The organism is Candidatus Omnitrophota bacterium (assembly GCA_026387175.1).
In the GTDB taxonomy this organism is placed as follows: Bacteria; Omnitrophota; Gorgyraeia; order 2-01-FULL-45-10; family 2-01-FULL-45-10; genus CAIMPC01.
This window is the reverse complement of the sequence record JAPLME010000004.1, coordinates 1-21,508: the sequence shown is the minus strand read 5'-3', so window position 1 is coordinate 21,508 and position 21,508 is coordinate 1. Positions and strand designations below refer to the sequence as shown.

Here is a 21,508-nt window from a genome sequence, read left to right as displayed (position 1 = left end):
TTATACCGTATCCATGTCCTGATCGCCGACAGTAACGCGCACTACCTCGTCGAGGGTAGTTATACCGTCGAGCACGTTCTGTATTCCATTTTCGCGAAGCGTCTTCATGCCCTCGCGCCTTGCCGCTTCCCTTATAATATGCTCCTGCTCGCCTGCCAGGACCAGCTCTTTTATCTTCGGAGTAAGCATAAGGACCTCTATCAACGCGGTCCGGCCCTTGTATCCCGTCCCCAGACAGTCAGGGCATCCCTTGCCCCGATACAGAGTAATTTTACCGGATGCCGGCGCCAGGTTGATTTTTCTGGCAATATCCTTATCGAGATCGTAAGACTCTTTGCAGCCGGGGCATATCTTTCGGACAAGCCGCTGCGCGGCCACCATTATCAGGGATGACGCTATCAGGAACGGTTCAAGGCCCATATTGACAAGCCTTATGATTGAGCCCGTTGCCGTCGTCGTATGCAGCGTGCTTAAGACGAGGTGCCCCGTAAGGGCCGCTTTTATAGCTATGTCTACGGTTTCGAAATCACGTATTTCGCCTATCATTATTGAGTCGGGGTCCTGTCTCAATATCGAACGAAGCGCGGCGGCGAAGGTGAGGCCTATTTCAGGCCGCGCGGTCACCTGGCTTATGCCTTCTATGAGATACTCTACCGGGTCCTCGACAGTCACTATGTTGTCCGTCGGATAATTTATAAGCTGCAGTATCGAATAGAGGGTTGTGGTTTTTCCGCATCCCGTCGGACCACAGACGAGTATCATGCCATGCGGCCTCTCGGCTGATTTCTTTATCTTGTCGAGGGATATCGGGTCGATCCCAAGTTTATTTATATCAAGTGTAGCCTGAGCCTTATCCAGTATCCTGATCGCGACCTTCTCTCCCATACGCGATGGCAGGATCGATATCCTGAAGTCGACCTCCCTTCCGGACACCTTAATCTTAAACCTGCCGTCTTGGGGCAAGCGGTGCTCCGCGATATCAAGATCCGATATAATCTTTAGCCTGGACACGATAGAGCTATGCAATACCTTCGGGGGCCTTCGCCCCTCCTGCAAAATGCCGTCGACCCTGTACCTGACACGCAGCTCTCTTTCCATCGGCTCGATAAGTATATCGCTGGCGCGCATCTTTAGACCCTCGGCGACAAGCATATTCGTTATCTTCACTACAGGAACTTCCTGCGCGATCTCCGTCATGTCTTCCACACCGACGTCTGAGCCGGCGCCATCCATGAATTTCACGTCCCCATCAGCGCCTTTTATACCGGTGACTATCTTGTCTATAGCGGCATAGGTATCTTCCTCATAATAGTGGCCTATAGCGTAATTTATATCGTTTTCGGTAGTAACTATAGGGGCTATCTTAAACCCTGTAAGGGCTTTTATATCATCGATGGCAAATATATTAAGAGGGTCCGCTATAGCAAGCGTCAGCACATTACCCATCTTAGCGATCGGCATTATCTTATAATGCTTTGCGGTTTTTCTGGAAACAAGTTTAAGAACTGCGGGATCTATCTTAAAACGGCTCAGATTTATGGGCGGGATACCCAGATGCTCGCTGATTACCATCATCAGGTCATTCTTCGATATCAGCTTGAGGGCTATCAGCACGTCGCTTAAAGATCCGCCCTTTTCCTTCTGCAGCGCGAGGGCCTTCTGAAGGTCATCCTCTTTTATGAGGTTCTTATCTATCAGGATCTTTGTAAGTTTCTCTTTTAGTCCGGGCGTCATTTAAAGGATTATTTTTTCTGGTAGTATTTGGTTATCGCGTTAGTTACGTCGGACATCGTGCTCACGAATACCTGCACCGTGCAATTCGATATCATTTCAATATCCTCTACCGCCTGAGCATTCAGGGGGTTCGACATAGCTATAGTCAACAGGTTGCCCATCTTATCTATCGCAATAAGATTGTATTGTTCGGCGACGTTCCGCGGTATCAGCTTCATCGCCTCAGTATTTATCTCATAATACTCAAGCGGTAAATACGGAAAACCATACTGCACGGTAAGCGCCTGAGCTATCTCCTCTTCTTTTGCGTAACCCAGCGAAACAAGGATATAACCTATCAGGCCTCCGTTAATCTCCTGGGCCTTCAGGGCTTTATTCAGCTGTTCTTCGCTGATCACGCCCCGCTCCAGCAAAAGCTCGCCCAATTGTTTAGATACGACTCTCTTAGCGTTGGACATTGGCTTTCTTATATTTCTATTTTTTAAACAGCCTTCCTAGATCCTCGATATCCGTGGATCGGTCGAAAGCTTCTTCATAAGTGATCAGCTTCTTGCTATAAAGCTCATAGAGAGACTGGTTCATCGTCTTCATACCCTCTTTCTTCGACGTCTGTATCACAGAATACAGCTGGTGCGCCTTCGATTCCCTTATCATGCTGCGCACCGGAGGCGTCACCATAAGGATTTCGGTAGCCAATACACGTCCCGGCCCTTCCGCTTTAGGAATAAGCTGCTGGGACAGGACCCCGACCAGAACAAACGAAAGCTGAGTACGTGTCTGTTCCTGCTGATGAGAGGGGAAGACATCTACAATCCTGTTAATGGTCTGGACGCAGTCTGACGTATGCAGAGTCGCGAAAACCAGGTGGCCCGTTTCGGCGATTATTAAAGCCGACTCGATCGTCTCCAGGTCCCTCATCTCTCCTATCAGGATAACGTCCGGGTCCTGCCTTAAAATATGTTTCAGCGAAGCGTTGAAAGAGTGCGTATCGCTGTATACTTCGCGCTGATTGACTATCGACTTCTTATTCTTATGAACAAATTCCACAGGGTCCTCGATCGTAACAATATGGCATGAGCGGTTAGTGTTTATCCAGTCTATCATCGAGGCAAGGCTTGTGGACTTACCGCTTCCCGTCGAGCCCGTGATCAGCACAAGGCCTTTGGGCCTGTTGCAAAGGTCGATCGCCACATCCGCCGGCAAGCCACACTTTTCGAAAGACCATAAATTACCGGGTATGAGCCTTATTGATGAGGCGACTGAGCCCCTCTGCTTAAAAACGTTAACCCTGAATCGGCCAAAATCTTCCATGCTGAACGCCACATCGAGCTCCAGCTCCCGCTCAAATTTTTCTATCTGCGTTTCGGTCAGCATACTGAAGACAAGGGCCTTCGTATCATTATCGGACAAAATATTCCGGTCCACGGGAATAAGGTTCTCGTCCACCCTTAAATGGACCGGAGACCCGGAGGTTATATGAAGATCTGAGGCGCTCTTCTGAACCATCAGGCTTAAGAGGTCTTTCATATTATGAGGCATTTAATATTCCTTTCATTCTTTTTCCAATGAAGCCACAGCTTTTTTAAATAGCTCTTCGCTCGTCGCGCCGTCTATCGGGTTTTCGCTCAAGCCCATCTTCACCTCAAGGCTGACCTTACCCGCTTTCAGCACATTGACGTTTTCAATCTTCCTGCGTACATCTTCGGCGATGCGGGTGGCCTCTTTTTTATTCTTCTCAGGAAGGAGCATAGCAAACTCACTTCCCCCTATACGCGCGGCCCTGCCAACCGGAATATTATTGTCCCTTATGACCTTGGCTATACGTTTAAGAGCCTCTTCCGAAGCCAGCTCGCCGTTTGTTTCGCGGAATGCCCTGAAATTATCCACCCTGAAGACTATGAACGCGCAGGGTCTCTGATAAAATATGGACCTCTTTATCTCTTCTTCGAGCCGTATAAGCAGATAACGCTTGTTATACAGCCCTGTCAGGTCGTCCATTATGGCAAGCTCTTTGTTCTTCTTTTCCAACAGGTCGCTTTCGATGGCGATCGTGATATGTTTGGCGAATACCGTAGCTAGTTCAATATCATCGCTGGTGTAGCTGAAATCACTCAGACGATTACCAAGCAAAAGAAGCCCGAACGCTATCCTGTCGGAATACAACGGGATCACAATAAAATTCTTCAGATTATGCGCTCTCTTAAAATCATCCAGATCATCAGGAAGCTTCATACCATCAGTGACCTGGAACATCTTCTTATTTTCGATAGCTTTCTCCAGGACGCCATGACCGCCTCTTCTTATTACGATCTCCGCAAGCTTCTCCTTATCGGCGTTATAGCACACTTTCGCGATAAAATCCCCGTCCTCTTCCCTGGACATATACAGAGCGCCGAAACCCATATCGAACATACCGGATGCTTTGCCCACCCCAAGCTCCAAAAGCGAATCTATCTGCAGCGAACCGGCCGAAATCACTTCATCTATCTGCAACAAGCTCGAAAGCGCGGTCACTTTCTTCTGTATCTCCGCGTTTATCGCTTTCATGCTCTGCCCGTAGTTCTTCAGTTCATCCAGGTTGGATTTTATCCTCCTGGTCATCATATTAATCGACTGGCCGAGATTACCGAGTTCGTCGTCACCCGGTATGTCTATGCGCCTGTCGTAGTCGCCGGCGGATATCTTTTTTGTTTCAGCAGAAAGTTCGACGACAGCGTTTATGATGCTTCCGGCAATGATAAGGCCCAGGATCGAAATGACCAGCGACGCTAAGATTATTACAGCGAGATTTACAAGGTTCTGAAATCCGGGATTCAGATATGGGGAAAGCAGGTATACACAGGCCAGAAGAGGTATGATGGTCATCAGGCTGAACGCAACCATAAGTTTGTGCCTTAAGCCTTTGCTGCTTATAAACAACCCCTTAAGGGTGGCCATCGTTATCTCCCTCCCGTATATTGGCAATAATATCGTTATATATTATATTGACCAAAGTATACTATAAGGATATCCTTTTGTCAAATTTCGATAAAATCCCATGGCAGCAGCTCATTTTCTTTTCTGGCCCTCAAGGCATAAAACGATCCGTCTATTCCAAGTTCTTTAAGCGATGATAACCAGGTCTCGAATCTAAAAAGTTCCTGCCACCCGTCAAATCTCGCGCCTGAGCGCCAGGACTCATATATGACATTCGCCAGCCTTCTGTCTCCCCTGGTCAGTATCGCTTCAAGATAACTTCTGTTGAATGAATGGAAATCCAGGTCGATCAGCTTAGACCGAAAACCGCTCCGCAGAATCTCTCTCTTCTTCTCCAGCGACTCAACATCCGCCATTGCCGAACGCTCAAAGAACGTATGAGGTTTCGGCACGAACGCATTAATGCTCGCCGTTATCTGGGCCGGATGGCCGTCGATCTCTTTCTTAAGATTTGAGATCTTGCGCATCAGATCGGTTATACCGGCCAGATCTTCTTCGGTCTCGCCCGGAAGCCCTATCATGAAGTACAGCTTGACTTTGCGCCAGCCTTTTCTAAACGACTCTGACGCGGCCTCGAACAGCCTCTCTATCTTTATATTCTTGTTAAGTGATTTTCTAAGGCTGTCGCTTCCTGCCTCCGGCGCGAATGTGAGCCCGGTTTTTTTTATTTCCGATATCAGCGCCGGTAAATCCTTAAGTGAATCCTCTATGCGAAGCGACGGAATAGAAAGCGACACGGCATTACGGCAAAACTCTTTATTGAGATCCCTGATAGTATCGTGAAGTTCGGAATGGTCCACGCTCGATAACGATAAGAGGGATATTTCATCGTACCCGGTCGAGCTGTGTGTCTTTTTAGCAAGTTCTAAAATAGTATTTCGCGAACGCTCCCGCACCGGTCTGTACGCAATCGTGGCCTGGCAAAACTTGCAGGCATGCTTACACCCCCTCATGATCTCTATAGCGGCGCGGTCGTGTATTATACCGATATTCGGCACTATCTGATCTACGGGATAGAAGGCCTTGTCCAGGTCCCTGACTATCCTTTTTTCAATTTTTTCCGGAATGCCCTTCTCGCAAGGTTCAAAACTTTCAATCGTGCCGTCTTCGTTGTAATCAACTCTGTAGAGGAAGGGAACATAAACACCTTTTATGTTGGCCATCTCCCTCAAGACATCTTTTCGGGACCGGTTTCCGGATAAGCGCAGTTTTTTATATATATCCACTATCTCGCTTATAGCGTCTTCTCCGTCGCCTATTAAAAAAGCGTCGATGAACTCCGCCATCGGCTCAGGATTATAACAGGATGGTCCGCCGGCGATTACCAGCGGGTCCGAGTCGGTTCTCTCCGCGCTCCTCAGAGGGATGCCCCCCAGGTCCAGTAGATTCAATACGTTCGTGTAACACAACTCATAGGCCAGGCTTATCCCTATTATATCGAACTCTTTTATCGGTTTGCGCGATTCCAGGCTGAAGAGGCTTATATGATTTTTTCTGAGGACCTCCTCAAAATCGATCCATGGCGAGAAGACACGTTCGCACAGGCAGTCGGAACGGTTATTCAGGATACCGTAAAGTATCTTGATGCCGAGGTAGCTCATCCCCACTTCATAGGCGTCGGGGAACGCCAGCAGCACCTTTACCTTATCGTCGGTCCACTCCTTCCTGGCAACGTTCCATTCTCCGCCGACATACCTGCCGGGCTTCTGCACGGTAAGGAGCAGCTCGTTCAATTTATCAATGTTCATTCGTTTCTTCTTGCTCCCGGTATGGTTTAAGGAGATTGAGGAGTTCGGACTTTACCTTGTAGCCATACTTGATGGCGAGATCGCATTGCTCTATAGCGAGTTCGTAATCGCCTTGAAGGTAATAAGCTACGGCGAGATTGTTATGAGCGGTGGCATTGCCAGGTTCCAGCTCTATGGCTTTTTCGCACAAGGCTATAGCCGATTCGGGATTTCGTTTTTTTATCTGAATGGCGGCGAGGTTCACATACAGGTCGGGATTGTTCGAATCTTTAGTCAACATCCGGTTATATACGCTTATCGCTTTATCGTGCATGCCTTTCTTCTCATAAGCCACGGCCATGTCATTATTGGCCTTCACGCTTTCGGGAGCGGCTTTCAATTTCCTCTCGTAAAGCTCGATAGGATTTCGCCTGTTGAAGCTCTGTTTAACCGCTATATACAGATATGCTGCGATTGGGATAACAACAAGAAGGGCTATCGCTGTTTTAAAATAATTTCTGGCGGGAAGAGATTTCATTATCTCTATAGCTTGCTCTTTACGCTGTCTATAGTAGCGATTTCGGCGCCGGGATAATAAAATTTCAGGATATCTTCCGCTTTTTTACCCTGAGAAGCCATGCTAAAAGCTCCCCACTGGCACATCCCTACTCCATGCCCCCATCCGCGGCCTTCGATCATAAGGCTGCCGTATTTTATAGATGCCTCGAATTTGGTGCTCCTTAACTCATTGGGGCCCATTATCTGCCGGAAATCTTTTCCTGTGAGCAGAATGGAAACGCCGGCGCTATCCTTTATCTCCATCTTGTCCACCCTTCCCGATTCATTCCTGGATAATATGTTGACCGACGCAATCTTATCGATCTTATAACTATTTTCGCGAAGTTTGTTCTCAAGCGACCACAGAGGGACCTCCTTCGTCCACTTGTAATGCGGTGACCGGACACAGAAATTACAGATCACCCCTTTTAGCGGCGGGATATCGACTTTCCATAGATTGGCGGCGTCCTCGGTGGAACCGGCGCATGTCGCATGATAATAGGCCGGCAGGATATCCCCATTGTAGACCAGAATTTTGCCTTTAGTGACATTCACCGCCATCGTTGTCGACCATCTCTCCGATGTCGAACCTCCGTACACCTGTGAATATATATCGCTGCGAAGGTCATACGGCTGCATCTTGTTCTGCCTGGCCTGATACAACGCGAAGGTCCTCGCCGCTATGGCCTGCGACTTCAAGGCCTCCATGGGCCAGCGGTGCGATACCTCATGGTACAACACTCCATAAAGATAATCTTCCAGGCCTATGTGATTTATCAGCATCAATTTATTATTCTCTTTTCTGATAATGTCCACGTCTCCCCTGAATAGCCTGCCGCCGACATAGATCCTCGTCTTGCCCTCGGCCTTCACGCTGATCCCGCCCATCTTCAGTTCTTTGGCTCCGACCATGAGCCCGTCTTTTGTCGCGGAGATATTTGTAGCAAGCCGCGGGCCGCTCATTAAGACTCTATCGGAATTTATGGCGTAAATCTTATACGCGTCCTTCACAGACAGGTAGACTGAATCCTTATCATCCATTATCGAAACTCTCACGACTATCGGATCGCTCCCGGCATCAAGCGCCACAGCGGAACTTGCGCAGAACATGGCAAATAGATATGCCAGAATAAAAAACGCTCTCTTTCTCATCTCTTCTTTCCCTTGCCTTTAGCCGTTTCTTTCCTCTCTAAGCGTTCCTTCTCAGAAAATATGCAGCCGCAATAGTTCTGGCAATATATGCCTTTTGCCTTTGCGTTTTCCAGCGACTTTTTAAAGCCGGGCCTGAAATCTTCGTAATAGAATTTGAGCCCGGCCTTTTCAGCCACCTCATCACCGATCCTCTTTATAACCTCGTGATCCTGATAAGGACTGCCCAGAAGGGTCGTAGTGAAGGCCTCGAACCCGTTCTCTTTCGCGAATTTAGCGGCCATCTCAAGCCTTATCCACCAGCAGACGGGACACCTCTTTTTAAATGCCTCGTTATAAATTATATATTCGAAGTATTTTTCGAGATCGTAATCGCCGATAATGGTATTCAGGCCGGCCTCTTTCGAATATTTATCGACCTCAGTTTTTCTTTTAAGGTATTCCGAATAAGGATGGACATTGGGATTGTAAAAGTATCCTGCGATCCGGTGATACTTTGCCTTAAGCTGTGCGATCGGATATATGGAACATGGAGCGCAGCAAATATGCAGTAATATGTTCATCCCGGCGCCCATCAGAACAATTCCTTGTCGGGCCCGGATTTATTTTTAAACCCCATATGCGCGTATGCCTGTTTTGTGAGCTCCCTTCCGCGCGGCGTCCTCTTCAGAAATCCTATCTTCAGAAGGAACGGCTCCACTATATCGACTATCGTATCAGGTTCTTCATTCATCGTGGCGGCGATCGACTCTATGCCCACGGGTCCGCCGTCAAACGATTCGTGCATAACGCTTATGACCTTTCTGTCAACGCTGTCAAGCCCCATCCCGTCTATCCCGTGCACCTTGAGCGCTTCCTCTACCGCGTCCCCGGTAATATTTCCGTCCTTCTTCACCTGTACCCAGTCGCGCACACGACGCAGCAGCCTATTGGCCACCCTGGGAGTGCCTCTCGCGCGCCTGGCGAGCTCCTCCGCCGCGGGTTTCGCGATAGGGATGTTCAGGATCTTCGCCGAACGGCTTATTATCTTCACAAGATCCTCGACGTCATAAAATTCCAGGTGATATAATATTCCAAAACGCGATCTCATAGGAGCCGTTAACAGCCCCGCGCGCGTAGTCGCGCCGATCAGTGTAAACGGTTTCAGGTTGAATTTGTAAGTCTTCGCATACGGCCCCTTGTCCATTATTACGTCTATTTCGAAATTCTCCATCGCCGGATAGATATATTCCTCTACGGTGCTTGAGAGACGGTGTATCTCATCGATGAACAGTATATCCCCGGCTTCGAGATTGGTGAGAATGCCCACAAGATCTCCGGGCCTTCCTATGGCGGGACCGCTTGTCGTAGTGATACGGGTCCCCATCTCGTGAGCCATGATATTGGCAAGCGACGTCTTGCCGAGCCCGGGAGGGCCCGAAAGGAGAGTGTGCTCCATGGGCTCGCCGCGCTTCTTCGCGGCCTCGAGAGATATCTTAAGATTTTCTACCACTGTGCCCTGGCCGATAAAATCCTTAAGCTTAGAGGGGCGCAGAGATATATTGAGTATAACGTCTTCTTCGGACTCGCTCGCCATAAGCGCCTTGTCCCTTCCGGCGGGCCTGCTGACAGCGCTCAGATCCTGTTCAAGCTTTATCTTTTCCCTGCCCCTGTTAGGTTTCTCTCCGGAGACTGTCATCTGGAATTCAACCTCACTTTAGATCCCTTATAGACTTCATTTAATATCTCTTCGCAGTTTGACGCTTTCGGATTACGTTTAATAGCGGCTTCGACCATACCGCGCGCCTCATTTCTCTTATATAGCAACTGCACCAAAAGACTGACCGCCTCTTCTTTTATATCCTCTTTGGCCATAGACACCGCCTCATCGCCTCCATCCTGAATAAGCCCGAATTTTCCAATCTTGCCCTGAAGTTTCGCGATGATCTCGCGGGCCCTCTGTTCGCCTATTCCCGGCATAGTCTTAAGCATAGCCACGTCGCCTCTATCGATCGCCCCCGCGATGACCGAAAACGGCTGGATCAGCGCCCTGCAGGCTGCCTTTGGCCCGACCCCGGAAACTGTTATGAAATGTTCGAAGAACTCTTTTTCGATCTCGCTTAAAAATCCGACAAGCACCGGTATTGCTTTGGAAGGGTCCATCTGGTAATAATGGTAGGTGATCAGTGTTACCGCTCCGTCTTCGGCCCTGGCCTTATCGAGCCCTTTCATAACGGCGGACGGCATCATCACTTCATAGGATATGCCTCCCCCCACGTCTATGATGACGCTCAGCTGTTTCTTCTTGCGTATCTTTCCCGAAATATAGGCTATCATCTTAGCGCAGTTCCAGCGGACTCCTCTCTACGAAGCAGTAAGTTATCGCCATCGCAAGCGCATCGCTCACATCTACCGGCTCAGGCGTCTTTTTTAATTTCAACAGATCCCGGACCATCCGTTGAACCTGGACCTTGGAAGCGTGGCCGTTGCCTGTTATTACTTTCTTGATCCTCGTGGAGGGATAATTAACAAGTTCGATATTAAACTTACCGCAGACAAGGCACGCCATCGCGCGCGCGTGGGCCATCAGTATCGACGTGGCAGGATGCTTGTAATGCGAATATATCTTCTCCAGCACCAGAACGCCCGGCCGATGCTCTTCGATGATACCAGATATCTCGTCGAATATCTTTTTAATGCGCTCCTGGACCGGAGAGCCGGTCCTGGTCCGTATGGTCCCGGCCTCGATCACTTTAAAGCTATTGCCGTCTATGATGCCGTATCCTGTTGTTCCTAAACCCGGGTCTATTCCGAGTATCCGCATTATTCCTTTATCAGATCATCCGGTATATCAAAATTGGCATAAACGTGCTGGACGTCCTCGTGTTCTTCCAGCGCGTCCACGAGCTCCAGCACTTTCTTAGCGTCATCTCCTTCTACTTTCACCGTAGACTTGGGAATAAGCGTTATCTCCGCATCCTCGGTGGCGATCTTATTATCCTCGAGAGCTTTCTTCACCTTAAAGAAATCGGCCGGAGCGGTCTTCACCTCATAACTTTCACCCTCCGTCACCAGATCCTCCGCGCCGGCATCCAGCGCTATGCTCATAAGTTTGTCTTCATCGATAGTATTTTTATTGATAACGAAATACCCCTTCTTCTCGAACATCCAGCCTACGGAACCGGCGCCGGCCATATTGCTGCCTCTCTTGGAGAATATGGTCCTGATCTCGCTGGTGGTGCGGTTCCTATTATCGCTGACACCCTCGATATAGATCGCCACGCCGCCCGGACCGTAGCCCTCCAGCGTTATATCTTCATAGCTTACGCCTTCGAGCTCGCCCGTGCCCTTTTTTACCGCGCGGTCTATATTGTCGGCCGGCATGCTTGCTTCCTTGGCGCGCTCTATGGCCACCCTGAGTCTTGGATTGGTTTCCGGCTTACCGCCCGACCTGGCCGCTATGGTTATTTCCTTGATAAGCTTTGTGAAGAGCGAGCCGCGCTTCGCGTCCGTCGCCGCCTTCTTGTGTTTAATAGTAGCCCATTTTGAATGTCCGCTCATTTTACTCCTCCACTTCCTCTTTCTTGGTCAGCTTTGCTTTTTCAATGATCACCTGTGCCACATTAGACGGCACTACATCATAGTGCGAAAAAGTCATAGTATATGTCCCACGGCCGCCCGTGATCGACTTCAGCTCATTAACATACTTGTACATCTCCCCTAACGGCATCTTCGCCTTTATAGTCTGAACATCCTCGCCCGGCTCCATCCCCATCACCCTGCCGCGGCGGGAATTCAGGCTTCCCGCGATATCCCCCACAAGCGTATCCGGCACAATGATATCGACATCCATTATCGGCTCCAGGATCACGGGCCTTGCCTTTTGTAAAGACTCCCTGAAAGCAAACTTGGCGGCCGTCTGGAACGCTATGTCCTTCGAGTCCACGGGATGCGTCTTGCCGTCATAAACTATGGCCCTGACGTCCACCACCGGGAAACCGGCCAGAGATCCGGACTGCAGGGCGGTCTTGATGCCCTTTTCGCAGCTCACTACGAACGGTCTCGGTATGGCGCCGCCTACCACTTCATCGACAAACTCGAAACCTCTCCCCCTCTCGAGCGGCTCTATCCTCATCCAGACTTCGGCAAACTGTCCGGCTCCGCCCGACTGCTTCTTATGGCGGTACTGCGCGTCGCCTTTACCGGTGATGGTCTCTTTGTAAGCGACCTTCGGCGTGCCCAGATCCACATTGACGCCGTAACGCATCCGCATCCTGTTTATCATCATGCCGATATGGAGATCGCCCATCCCGTTAGCGATAACCTCTTTAGTCTGCTCATCGCGCGACACCTTGAATGTCGGATCTTCCGCGGTCAGTTTGTGAAGCGCATTGCCTATTTTGTCTTCATCGGAGCGCGTCTTAGGTTTAAGCGAAAAAGCTATCGCGGGCTCCGGAAAATTTATATCCTCGAATTTCACCTGATTCTTATCGTCGCATATGCTGTCACCCGTGCGCGTATCCTTTAATTTTGAGACGCATGCGATGTCGCCCGCCTGAACCGTCTCCATCGGTATCTGTTGCTTACCGCGTAGAGTGAATATCTGGCCTATCCTCTCTTTAGTCGACCTGTTCACATTGTAGAATCCGCCGTTTGATTGCAATTTACCCGAAAACACTTTAAATATAGACAGCTGTCCAAGAAACGGGTCGGACAGCGTCTTGAAGACAAATCCCGAAAACGGCCCGTTCGGGTCCAATTTCACGGCAAATCTCTCTGCGCCGTCCGTGCCGGGCCTGGTCGCTTCGACCTGCGGCATTTCTGCGGGAGACGGTAAAAAATCTACGATAAAATCCAGAAGCTCTTTTACGCCTATGTTCGCTGTCGACGAACCGCACATTATCGGATGGATGGTTCCATTATCGACAGCCTTTCTCAGGGCACTCGTAAGTTCATCTACCGATAATTCGCCTTTATCGAGATACTTCTCCAGGAGCGCATCATCGGTCTCGGCAACCGCCTCCGAGAGCGTATCGATCGCGGCCTTTGCGGCGACCTTATCATGATCCGATAGGGCGTCCAGGCCTTTACGGGTGACCAGGTTTACCACGCCTTTAAACGATGACTTCTCGCCGATGGGATACGCTACGAGGACGCAGCTCTTTCTGAATTTTCTGGTTATGCCGTCAATGCACTTGGTAAAATCGGCATGCTCCTGGTCCAGCTTATTGATAAAGAACATGGATGGCACGCCCTTTTCACATGACATCCTCTGCGCCTTCTCCGTGCCTATCTCCACGCCTCCGGCCGCGTTGACTACGATGATGCTGGCATCGGCCGCCCTCAGGCCACCTATCATCTCGCCTATGAAGTCCGTATAGCCGGGGGTATCTATTATATTGATCTTTTTATCGCGCGAATTGAGCGATATCAACGATGAGCTTATCGAGCACTTATGCTCTTTCTCATCTTCGTTGTAATCCGAAACTGTGTTCTTTTCCGCTATAGATCCCATCCTCGGTATGGCACCGGAATTTAACAGAAGCGCCTCCGCCAATGACGTCTTCCCGCATCCGGAATGACCCAATAATACAATATTTCTTATATCTTTTGCTTCGAATATCGCCATTATTATACCTCCGGGATTTGTATGTTTTAGAGAGATATTATATGAAAATATTATATGGTATATGGCTTAAAAGTCAAGTTAATATAGGGGCGGGAGGCTATCTTTTAAAAAACTGTACTTTCACCCAGTTCCAGTTCAGGTAGAGATGCGTCCCGGCAAGGGCGACAAATACAAAACCGTTGTGTTTATGAAGCTCCATAATAGCCTCAAAGAGCTTCGGATTCGAAATAAACAGATGCAGCGCCGCGATCACCCCGGTAAGCGCCTGAATAACAAGCGAAATGAACAAGAGCGGATTTACAACTTTAAGCAGGCCTGCTTTATCCATTCTTCCCCCCGTCTTATTTGTACCTGATCTTCATCGCCAGAATATAGACCGACAAGATAAACGTTGTCCCGTTAGCGATCATTATCGGCCAGCTCTGTATCATGACTCCGTAGTATACCCATAAGAAAACGCCGCAGGAAAAAATAACGTACATCGGCAGCGAAAGGTCCTTGGTATGCCTGGTATGATATACTTTAACGACCTGCGGTAAAAAAGACGCGGTCGTGCAGATCCCGGCTATAGTGGCTATTAAATTTAACTTGTCCATCCTTGGGAATATATTATTACCTGCGGCCGATTATAGCAAGTGTAATTTTCAAAACCGCGCAACGCACATTTGCATTGCCATTTTGATTTATTCATGGTATAAAATTCTCGAGAAAGGAGAGGCGAGAATGAATACAAACCCTGAAAACAAAAGAGAGTTCGTGCGATATAGTTATAATAAGCCCGTAAATTTTAAAATATTACTTTCTCCCAGGCACAGCAAATCCGCGTTAAAACTGGTCAGCGGCATCTCAAAAAACCTAAGCGTCTCCGGATTGCTCTTCAAGAGCGATCATCTTCCGGACATCTCCAGCATACTTGAGCTCGATCTGGATTATCGCACTACGGGCATCTGTCATGAAATAGAAGAAAATGCGATGACGGTCGACAATAAGCTGATAGGCAAGGTGGTAAGGATCGAGGAGGATGAGGACGGTAAATATAATATCGGCGTGGCCTTCATAAGAAAAACCGATTCACTGCCGCCTGATATAGAGAATATACTTAAATAGAATCCCCCTTATTTCTTTCTCGCTTTTCTCTTCTTACGCCTTAGATCTTTACGCCTCATCGCGCGGGTATATTTTTTCGGCATTCTTCCCTCCCCTTTTTTAGTAAATACAATATGTCATTATAGCGGCTCATCATTATGTAATGATCCGGCCGACTTTATTGCCGTAGATTTAGGAACTCTCTGTCCGAGCGCATTTGTGGTAGATTGCTCTTTAGTATCCGGTTTATCTAATGACATCGTGACATCCAGATTGCCGGAAATAAGAGCATTTGCTTTACTAAATGCGGCTGCTACAGTATCTGATACCATATCCAATCCCTTAGCGGTATCCTTCTCCTCGGCTTGCGCCGAAAAACATAACCCTGCGATAATCAGCGCTGCCGCTATGCCTATGTATCTTGCCGTCATCCATACTCCGCTATTTGCCCTGTTCCTTCATCTGTTTCTCAACGATGGCGACATACTTTTCCGGATTATTCTTAAATTCCCCTATGCACATCGGGCAGCAGACATTATAGATCTTTCCATTATATTCGACTGTCGGTGTAGTGCCCGGCGTTATCTTTGTCCCGAGCACCGGACATACGGTATTTCCAACGTTTACGGGCGATTTGTCTTCTTTAGCCTGGGCATACGCACATCCGCACACCAGACTCATCATAAATATTCCCGTCACAGCTATAACCAATAGTCTCTTCACTTCAACGCCCTCCTATTTTTTAAACATTTTTAACATTATACCTTATAAACCTTATCGCCCGGATGGACTTTTTGCGATACTTTTATTCCGACGAGGTCACCGCTCTTACCTCCCGATACATTTTCATGATTGATCTGCATGGATGCCACGCCTTGCTTAAAATCGGAAGTATGCCCTTTGATATGAATCTTATCGCCTGCCTTGAGCTCTCCGCTTAACTCTATGATCCCAACGCTCAGGTGCCCATAATAGTGGGCTATCTTCCCTATCTCTTTCCCCTCTATCGCGCCCTTCCCCTGCGACGCATCGCATTTGTTGCACAGTCCGGGATCCTTCGCAGACGGCCTCACGCCGAATATCGTCGATGCTATCAGCTTGTACATGATCCCTTCAAGCGGGACCCTGCACTTTCTGCATCTCTTCGCCATACACGACCCCCTTTCGTTATCTCTTTCGCGTCATACCCGCTTCTTTCGATTTCGTAAACCTGGTTTCTTCTTTACGGCGGGTTTTTGAGTTTCGCTAACATTATGTTTATTGGGACGAATCACCTGAACAATACCTTCTTTTCCGGGCTTATTATCGGGTTTCGCGTTAAATGAACCGCTATTCTTGCGTTTTGAGAAGCACTCCTTGCAGTATACCGGTCGGTCGCCGCTTGGCTTGAAAGGGACCTCACATTCCTTATGGCAGTCCGCGCATACCGCTTTATGTAAGATTCTTTCCCTGAACCTGTCCTCTTGTTTTCTTTCATTATAACGGTGGGACTGATCAGCCGGCTGGACGGGTCTTGAATAATTTTTTTCTTCGAAAGGCCTTGGCGAAGAACGGCCGATCAGGGTATCTATCTTCTTCTCTAAAGAGATCAGCTGCTGCTGCATTTTATCGATCAGACCGGCGATGTCCGGCTTAACCCGTTTCTTCATTTCATTCCTCCCCCAGCGCTTCTTCCATCTTTTTCTCCAATTCTTCTATCTTTACTGGCTTTACCACATAACCGTCGTCATGCAGTTTAAGCGCCTCCATCATAGTCTCATCATCGGTCCTCGCGGTAACCATAATAACCGGAATAGCCTTTGTCTTTCCGTTCTCCCTGAGCTTCTTCAGCACTTCAAAGCCGTTCATCCCCGGCATATTTATATCCAGAAGCACGAGGTCCGGCCCGATGCTCTCCGCGGCCCTGAGCCCTGTCTCGCCGTCCAAGGCCGCGATAACCTCGTAGTCGTACCTTAGTTCGATGTTCGTCTTCATAAATGAGACAAACTCTTCTTCATCATCGATTATCAATATCTTCTTCATACCCCCCGCTCCTCTTTATCCTATTCGCCCAGCTTCTCTTCAAGCGCCGACTTCTTATATTTATCGCTCCGCCTCTTAGGTATCTTATGCCCTGAGGAATCCATATCATAATCATTCACCGACTCAAGGATAGGTTTCTCTCCGGATGTGACTTTATCGACCTTATCGAACACGTCCGATATAGCGCTCGATACAAAACCATCCTTTTCCGTCTGCCCGCTATCAGCGGCGTACGCCAAAACAGGCATTCCGATCAGCATAATAGCAACTGCCAACTTTTCATATCTCATATCATCCTCACCCATTTAAGAATACTTATCGTATCCCGGAACAATAAGAAGAGCTCCCGCTAAAGCGGGAGCTCTGTCAATACATCAATCTGTCATAACCGTGAAATACATCATCGTCCCTTTATTTTAAATATTATAGTATAAAGGGCGCCTCTTTTCAAGAATTATCTATAATTCCGGGAATGATATTTTCTGAATTATGCTGCAGATACACCGGTGGCTTCGTGGACTGTGCCGCAGAATGTGCACCATCCGCACTCATTGTCAACGTGATCCAGTTTCTTGCCGCAATTAGGACACTTCATTGCCTGTCTCACCTCCTTATCTTGATTTGTTAAAAGAGCCCTGCATTGAATCGCAGGGCTCTTTTAAAATAAACCCGGCACTGGTCTACTCTCCCAGCCAGTTGCCCAGCAAGTACCATCGACGCTGGAGGGCTTAACTTCCGTATTCGGAATGGGAACGGGTGTGACCCCTCCGCTGGTAGCACCGGGAATTTCTGTAAAACTCCGACAACACTGATTTAAGTGAACATGGGTGCGATCGAACATCGCATCAATGCCATTTTCAAAAATAAAAGGTCAAGCCAAACGACGGATTAGTACACCTAAGCTTAAAGCCTCACGGCTCGTACACTTGGTGCCTATCGACCTTGTAGTCTCCAAGGCGTCTTCAGGGATATCTATTCTTAGGGTAGGCTTCGTGCTTAGATGCATTCAGCACTTATCCTTTCCGAACGCGGCTACCCAGCCATTACCACTGGCGTGATAACTGGAACACCGTCGGTTCGTCTGTCTCGGTCCTCTCGTACTAGAGACAGCTCCCTTCAAATATCCTGCGCCTGCATCAGATAGGGACCGAACTGTCTTACGACGTTCTGAACCCAGCTCACGTACCACTTTAACCGGCGAACAGCCGGACCCTTGGGAGCTTCTCCACCCCCAGGATGTGATGAGCCGACATCGAGGTGCCAAACCGCATCGTCGATATGAACTCTTGGATGCGATAAGCCTGTTATCCCCGGAGTACCTTTTATCCGTTGAGCGATGGCGCTTCCACACGCCACCACCGGATCACTAAGACCTACTTTCGTATCTGCTCGGCTTGTATGCCTCACAGTTAAGCTCTCTTCTGCCTTTACACTCAACGTGCGATTGCCGTCCGCACTGAGAGAACCTTTGTACGCCTCCGTTACAATTTAGGAGGTAACCGCCCCAGTCAAACTGCCCACCTGGCATTGTCCCCCGGCCGGTTTCACGGCCGCGGGTTAGAATCCTAATACAATAAGGGTGGTATTTCACATTTCCGCTCCACCACGGCTAGCGCCGCGGCTTCAAAGCGTCCCACCTATGCTACACATACAGGATCAAAATCCAGTACCAGGATACAGTAAAGGTTCCGGGGTCTTTCCGTCTTGATGCAGGTAACCGGCATCTTCACCGATGCTACAATTTCGCCGACTAAGTCGTTGAGACAGCGGTTCTATTGCTATACCATTCGTGCAGGTCGGAACTTACCCGACAAGGAATTTCGCTACCTTAGGACCGTTATAGTTACGGCCGCCGTTTACCGGGGCTTCAAGTCAGAGCTTCACAGCCTTACGGCCACTGACCCCTCCTTTTAACCTTCCGGCACCGGGCAGGTATCAGACCCTATACATCCTCTTACGAGTTAGCAGAGTCATGTGTTTTTGCTAAACAGTCACAGAACCCACTTTAGTGTCACTCTTTCGGGCTACATAAGAATTTACTTGACCCTAGTAGAGTACCCCTTCTCCCTAAGTTACGGGGCTATTTTGCCTACTTCCTTAACGACCCTTAGTTCGAGCGTCTTAGGATATTCTCCTCGCCTACCTGTGTCGGTTTACGGTACGATCACTCACCAAACTCGCTATAAAGGTTTTTCTCGGCAGTGTGGACCAAGCCAGTTCCCCCGCTCCGTAGATTGGGGTCCTATTCGGCTCTCAGTCTGTTAAGACTTACGACCTTGAACGACCACTTCCAACCGGTCGATGACTCTACCTCCTGCGTCACTCCATAACTGATAACGCGTAATGAGTGGTATCTGAATATTAAACAGATTCTCCATCACCTACGCCTTTCGGCCTCGGCTTAGGATCGACTAACCCTGGGTGGATTAACCTTCCCCAGGAAACCTTAGGCTTTCGACGAATACGTTTCTCGCGTATTTTTGCGCTACTTATTCCGGCATAATCACTTCCAGTTCCTCCAGCAGTCTTCTCAGTCTGCCTTCGCAGTACAATGGAACGCTCCCCTACCACCTGGACAATCCGAAGATTGTCGCAAATCCGAAGCTTCGGTACTATGCTTAGCTCCGATTATTTTCGGCGCGAGACCACTCGACCAGTGAGCTGTTACGCACTCTTTAAATGATGGCTGCCTCTAAGCCAACATCCTGGTTGTCTAAGAAATCTCACATCCTTTACCACTTAGCATAGATTTAGGAACCTTAGCTGTCGGTCTGGGCTGTTTCCCTTTTGAGAACGCAGCTTAGCCCGCGCTTTCTGACTCCCGTGATACGGTTGGTAGCATTCAGAGTTTCGTTGGGTTCAGAAACCTGGTAAGGCTCTTAGCCCATCGAGTACTTTACCTCCACCAACTATGACACGAGGCTAGCCCTAAAGCTATTTCGGGGAGAACCAGCAATAACCAAGTTTGATTAGTCTTTCACTCCGATCCACAGCTCATCCCATAACTTTTCAACGTTAACGGGTTCGTACCTCCAGCTGGTATTACCCAGCTTTCGCACTGGCCATGGATAGATCACCTGGCATTCGGGTCTGCTTGACGTTACTTAGTCGCCCTATTCGGACTCGCTTTCGCTACGGCTACGGCCCAGAAGGCCTTAACCTTGCAACGCCCAGCAACTCGCCGGATCATTAACCAAAAGGCACGCAGTCAGCCATTACTCATCCGAAGATGAGTCATAGGCCTCCTACCGCTTGTAAGCTTACGGTTTCAGGTACTATTTCACTCCCCTTAAAGGGGTGCTTTTCAACTTTCCCTCATGGTACTTGTGCACTATCGGTCACGAGTGAGTATTTAGCCTTAGCCCGTGGTCAGGCCGGATTCATACTGGGTTTCACGTGTCCAGCATTACTTGGGATACCGCTAGGGTGCTTCGGAATGTCGTGTACGGGGCTATCACCCTCTTCGACGGACTTTTCCATGTCCTTCCACTATTCCTCTACAATCCCACGTTGCGGTCCCGCAACCCCACCGATGCAAGCACCGATGGTTTAGGCTGTTTCCCGTTCGCTCGCCGCTACTTGGGAAATCAATGTCTTTTTATTTTCCTCGGGTTACTGAGATGTTTCACTTCTCCCGGTTTGGCTTCAGGCACCTATGTATTCAGTGCAAGATTATGCGGTATAACCCGCAAAGGGTTGCCCCATTCGGAAGTCTCCGGATCAATGTCTGCTTGCAACTCCCCGGAGCGTATCGCCGCTTGCCGCGTCCTTCATCGCCTACTCGTGCCAAGTCATCCACACGTAAGCTCTTAGTAGCTTGACCATTTTAATTCGTCATAAAATGGCATGCTGATGCTCGATTTACCTTTGTCACTTAAACCTGTGTTGTCAAAGAACGAGCTGTTCCTTTTATAAAGGAACAAAATCGTTACAAAATGAATGATCAAGTCGTTTATTATCTGCGCAAAAGCTGTCCCCAGTTAGATCGTCGGGACGCTTTTGCCGCTGAAGACCATTGCAAAAGCTGGTGGAGACAACCGGGATCGAACCGGTAACCTCCAGCTTGCAAAGCTGGCGCTCTCCCAATTGAGCTATGTCCCCGGTTATCTCATCGTACAAACTGGTGGGCCCATCTGGAGTCGAACCAGAGACCTCCGCGTTATCAGCACGGCGCTCTAGCCAGCTGAGCTATAGGCCCTGCTTAAAACGCCATCGAACGACTATTATATATATATTGAATGACCGACGTACTCCCTAATACTTTGCGGGAATAAGACAAGACTGAACTCTATTTTTACATCACCTATTTTCTTTAGCGTATCGCCAAAGATTTGTTAAGTCGACCATACCAGTGAAACGGTATAGTAATGTTTAATTCTCCTTAGAAAGGAGGTGATCCAGCCGCACCTTCCGGTACGGCTACCTTGTTACGACTTAGCCCTCCTCACCGACCACACCTTAGTCGCCTCCCTCTCTTGCGAGTCAGGAGAAACGGTTTCGGGTGCAATCAATTCAGGTGGCTTGACGGGCGGTGTGTACAAGACCCGGGAACGTATTCATCGCGCCGTGTCTGATGCGCGATTACTAGCGATTCCGGCTTCATGAGGGCGAATTGCAGCCCTCAATCTGAACTGGCCCCGCTTTTTTG

Annotated in this window: 22 protein-coding genes, 2 tRNA genes and 3 rRNA genes; 1 reads left to right on the top strand and 26 read right to left on the bottom strand. The window is 48.8% G+C overall.

Annotated elements, in window-relative coordinates; all coding sequences use genetic code 11:
• The 15 genes from NTY76_01425 to NTY76_01355 form a co-directional block, all read right to left on the bottom strand.
• Window positions 1-1,734, bottom strand: a complete 1,734-nt coding sequence (locus tag NTY76_01425) for an ATPase, T2SS/T4P/T4SS family (GenBank protein MCX5677751.1) — start codon at window positions 1,732-1,734, stop codon at window positions 1-3.
• Window positions 1,735-1,742: 8 nt separating this feature from the next.
• Window positions 1,743-2,192 carry a hypothetical protein gene (locus NTY76_01420; GenBank protein ID MCX5677750.1) on the bottom strand — a complete coding sequence of 150 codons (450 nt, stop codon included), beginning with the start codon at window positions 2,190-2,192 and terminating at the stop codon, window positions 1,743-1,745.
• Window positions 2,193-2,208: 16 nt separating this feature from the next.
• The gene (locus tag NTY76_01415; GenBank protein ID MCX5677749.1) at window positions 2,209-3,273 is read right to left on the bottom strand and encodes a type IV pilus twitching motility protein PilT; all 1,065 of its coding nucleotides are present in this window, start codon (window positions 3,271-3,273) and stop codon (window positions 2,209-2,211) included.
• Between the two features lie 12 nt (window positions 3,274-3,285).
• Window positions 3,286-4,671 carry a diguanylate cyclase gene (locus NTY76_01410; GenBank protein MCX5677748.1) on the bottom strand — a complete coding sequence of 462 codons (1,386 nt, stop codon included), beginning with the start codon at window positions 4,669-4,671 and terminating at the stop codon, window positions 3,286-3,288.
• Window positions 4,672-4,751: 80 nt separating this feature from the next.
• Entirely contained in the window at window positions 4,752-6,458 is a 1,707-nt protein-coding gene (locus tag NTY76_01405) for a TIGR03960 family B12-binding radical SAM protein (protein ID MCX5677747.1), read from the bottom strand.
• Entirely contained in the window at window positions 6,448-6,975 is a 528-nt protein-coding gene (locus tag NTY76_01400; GenBank protein MCX5677746.1) for a tetratricopeptide repeat protein, read from the bottom strand. The genes NTY76_01405 and NTY76_01400 overlap by 11 nt, the downstream gene beginning before the upstream one ends.
• Before the next feature lie 5 nt (window positions 6,976-6,980).
• Window positions 6,981-8,147: a SpoIID/LytB domain-containing protein gene (locus NTY76_01395; protein ID MCX5677745.1), complete on the bottom strand. Its 1,167-nt coding sequence runs from the start codon at window positions 8,145-8,147 to the stop codon at window positions 6,981-6,983.
• Window positions 8,144-8,707 (bottom strand): epoxyqueuosine reductase QueH, encoded by a 564-nt coding sequence (locus NTY76_01390; protein MCX5677744.1) that lies wholly within the window; start codon window positions 8,705-8,707, stop codon window positions 8,144-8,146. The genes NTY76_01395 and NTY76_01390 overlap by 4 nt, the downstream gene beginning before the upstream one ends.
• A gap of 11 nt (window positions 8,708-8,718) precedes the next feature.
• Window positions 8,719-9,720, bottom strand: a complete 1,002-nt coding sequence (ruvB, locus tag NTY76_01385) for a Holliday junction branch migration DNA helicase RuvB (protein ID MCX5677743.1) — start codon at window positions 9,718-9,720, stop codon at window positions 8,719-8,721.
• 98 nt (window positions 9,721-9,818) lie between these two features.
• Window positions 9,819-10,460 carry a helix-hairpin-helix domain-containing protein gene (locus tag NTY76_01380; protein ID MCX5677742.1) on the bottom strand — a complete coding sequence of 214 codons (642 nt, stop codon included), beginning with the start codon at window positions 10,458-10,460 and terminating at the stop codon, window positions 9,819-9,821.
• A 1-nt stretch (window position 10,461) separates the two neighbouring features.
• Window positions 10,462-10,947, bottom strand: a complete 486-nt coding sequence (ruvC, locus tag NTY76_01375) for a crossover junction endodeoxyribonuclease RuvC (protein MCX5677741.1) — start codon at window positions 10,945-10,947, stop codon at window positions 10,462-10,464.
• A complete protein-coding gene (locus tag NTY76_01370) occupies window positions 10,947-11,684 on the bottom strand; it encodes a YebC/PmpR family DNA-binding transcriptional regulator (protein ID MCX5677740.1) in 738 nt (245 codons plus the stop codon). The genes ruvC and NTY76_01370 overlap by 1 nt, the downstream gene beginning before the upstream one ends.
• A 1-nt stretch (window position 11,685) precedes the next feature.
• Window positions 11,686-13,752 carry an elongation factor G gene (gene fusA / locus NTY76_01365; GenBank protein MCX5677739.1) on the bottom strand — a complete coding sequence of 689 codons (2,067 nt, stop codon included), beginning with the start codon at window positions 13,750-13,752 and terminating at the stop codon, window positions 11,686-11,688.
• A gap of 97 nt (window positions 13,753-13,849) precedes the next feature.
• The gene (locus NTY76_01360) at window positions 13,850-14,080 is read right to left on the bottom strand and encodes a DUF4405 domain-containing protein (protein ID MCX5677738.1); all 231 of its coding nucleotides are present in this window, start codon (window positions 14,078-14,080) and stop codon (window positions 13,850-13,852) included.
• A 13-nt stretch (window positions 14,081-14,093) separates the two neighbouring features.
• On the bottom strand, window positions 14,094-14,348 hold the full coding sequence (locus NTY76_01355) for a SemiSWEET transporter (GenBank protein ID MCX5677737.1): 255 nt from the start codon (window positions 14,346-14,348) through the stop codon (window positions 14,094-14,096).
• Window positions 14,349-14,475: 127 nt separating this feature from the next.
• Between NTY76_01355 and NTY76_01350 the strand changes: the two genes are divergently transcribed.
• Window positions 14,476-14,859 (top strand): PilZ domain-containing protein, encoded by a 384-nt coding sequence (locus NTY76_01350; GenBank protein MCX5677736.1) that lies wholly within the window; start codon window positions 14,476-14,478, stop codon window positions 14,857-14,859.
• A 119-nt stretch (window positions 14,860-14,978) separates the two neighbouring features.
• Here the strand turns inward: NTY76_01350 and NTY76_01345 are convergent, their stop codons facing one another.
• The 11 genes from NTY76_01345 to NTY76_01295 form a co-directional block, all read right to left on the bottom strand.
• Window positions 14,979-15,269: a hypothetical protein gene (locus NTY76_01345; protein ID MCX5677735.1), complete on the bottom strand. Its 291-nt coding sequence runs from the start codon at window positions 15,267-15,269 to the stop codon at window positions 14,979-14,981.
• Between the two features lie 10 nt (window positions 15,270-15,279).
• Entirely contained in the window at window positions 15,280-15,561 is a 282-nt protein-coding gene (locus tag NTY76_01340) for a TRASH domain-containing protein (GenBank protein ID MCX5677734.1), read from the bottom strand.
• A gap of 35 nt (window positions 15,562-15,596) precedes the next feature.
• Window positions 15,597-15,989, bottom strand: coding sequence for a hypothetical protein (locus NTY76_01335; protein ID MCX5677733.1), 393 nt, complete (start codon window positions 15,987-15,989; stop codon window positions 15,597-15,599).
• 30 nt (window positions 15,990-16,019) lie between these two features.
• Entirely contained in the window at window positions 16,020-16,487 is a 468-nt protein-coding gene (locus tag NTY76_01330) for a hypothetical protein (GenBank protein MCX5677732.1), read from the bottom strand.
• A 1-nt stretch (window position 16,488) separates the two neighbouring features.
• Window positions 16,489-16,860, bottom strand: a complete 372-nt coding sequence (locus tag NTY76_01325) for a response regulator (GenBank protein MCX5677731.1) — start codon at window positions 16,858-16,860, stop codon at window positions 16,489-16,491.
• Window positions 16,861-16,880: 20 nt separating this feature from the next.
• Window positions 16,881-17,150: a hypothetical protein gene (locus NTY76_01320; protein MCX5677730.1), complete on the bottom strand. Its 270-nt coding sequence runs from the start codon at window positions 17,148-17,150 to the stop codon at window positions 16,881-16,883.
• A 377-nt stretch (window positions 17,151-17,527) separates the two neighbouring features.
• Window positions 17,528-17,644 (bottom strand): 5S ribosomal RNA (gene rrf, locus NTY76_01315).
• An 83-nt stretch (window positions 17,645-17,727) separates the two neighbouring features.
• Window positions 17,728-20,683: ribosomal RNA gene (locus tag NTY76_01310) — 23S ribosomal RNA — on the bottom strand.
• A 202-nt stretch (window positions 20,684-20,885) separates the two neighbouring features.
• A tRNA-Ala gene (locus tag NTY76_01305) sits at window positions 20,886-20,961 on the bottom strand.
• A gap of 20 nt (window positions 20,962-20,981) precedes the next feature.
• Window positions 20,982-21,058: transfer RNA gene (locus NTY76_01300), tRNA-Ile, on the bottom strand.
• A gap of 187 nt (window positions 21,059-21,245) precedes the next feature.
• Window positions 21,246-21,508 (bottom strand): 16S ribosomal RNA (locus NTY76_01295); the annotation flags it as partial.

Coding starts and splice junctions, on each gene's coding strand:
- NTY76_01425 (MCX5677751.1), bottom strand. CDS start 1,734: ATGACGCCCGGACTAAAAGAGAAACTTACAAAGATCCTGATAGATAAG.
- NTY76_01420 (MCX5677750.1), bottom strand. CDS start 2,192: ATGTCCAACGCTAAGAGAGTCGTATCTAAACAATTGGGCGAGCTTTTG.
- NTY76_01415 (MCX5677749.1), bottom strand. CDS start 3,273: ATGCCTCATAATATGAAAGACCTCTTAAGCCTGATGGTTCAGAAGAGC.
- NTY76_01410 (MCX5677748.1), bottom strand. CDS start 4,671: ATGGCCACCCTTAAGGGGTTGTTTATAAGCAGCAAAGGCTTAAGGCAC.
- NTY76_01405 (MCX5677747.1), bottom strand. CDS start 6,458: ATGAACATTGATAAATTGAACGAGCTGCTCCTTACCGTGCAGAAGCCC.
- NTY76_01400 (MCX5677746.1), bottom strand. CDS start 6,975: ATGAAATCTCTTCCCGCCAGAAATTATTTTAAAACAGCGATAGCCCTT.
- NTY76_01395 (MCX5677745.1), bottom strand. CDS start 8,147: ATGAGAAAGAGAGCGTTTTTTATTCTGGCATATCTATTTGCCATGTTC.
- NTY76_01390 (MCX5677744.1), bottom strand. CDS start 8,707: ATGAACATATTACTGCATATTTGCTGCGCTCCATGTTCCATATATCCG.
- ruvB (MCX5677743.1), bottom strand. CDS start 9,720: ATGGCGAGCGAGTCCGAAGAAGACGTTATACTCAATATATCTCTGCGC.
- NTY76_01380 (MCX5677742.1), bottom strand. CDS start 10,460: ATGATAGCCTATATTTCGGGAAAGATACGCAAGAAGAAACAGCTGAGC.
- ruvC (MCX5677741.1), bottom strand. CDS start 10,947: ATGCGGATACTCGGAATAGACCCGGGTTTAGGAACAACAGGATACGGC.
- NTY76_01370 (MCX5677740.1), bottom strand. CDS start 11,684: ATGAGCGGACATTCAAAATGGGCTACTATTAAACACAAGAAGGCGGCG.
- fusA (MCX5677739.1), bottom strand. CDS start 13,752: ATGGCGATATTCGAAGCAAAAGATATAAGAAATATTGTATTATTGGGT.
- NTY76_01360 (MCX5677738.1), bottom strand. CDS start 14,080: ATGGATAAAGCAGGCCTGCTTAAAGTTGTAAATCCGCTCTTGTTCATT.
- NTY76_01355 (MCX5677737.1), bottom strand. CDS start 14,348: ATGGACAAGTTAAATTTAATAGCCACTATAGCCGGGATCTGCACGACC.
- NTY76_01350 (MCX5677736.1), top strand. CDS start 14,476: ATGAATACAAACCCTGAAAACAAAAGAGAGTTCGTGCGATATAGTTAT.
- NTY76_01345 (MCX5677735.1), bottom strand. CDS start 15,269: ATGACGGCAAGATACATAGGCATAGCGGCAGCGCTGATTATCGCAGGG.
- NTY76_01335 (MCX5677733.1), bottom strand. CDS start 15,989: ATGGCGAAGAGATGCAGAAAGTGCAGGGTCCCGCTTGAAGGGATCATG.
- NTY76_01330 (MCX5677732.1), bottom strand. CDS start 16,487: ATGAAGAAACGGGTTAAGCCGGACATCGCCGGTCTGATCGATAAAATG.
- NTY76_01325 (MCX5677731.1), bottom strand. CDS start 16,860: ATGAAGAAGATATTGATAATCGATGATGAAGAAGAGTTTGTCTCATTT.
- NTY76_01320 (MCX5677730.1), bottom strand. CDS start 17,150: ATGAGATATGAAAAGTTGGCAGTTGCTATTATGCTGATCGGAATGCCT.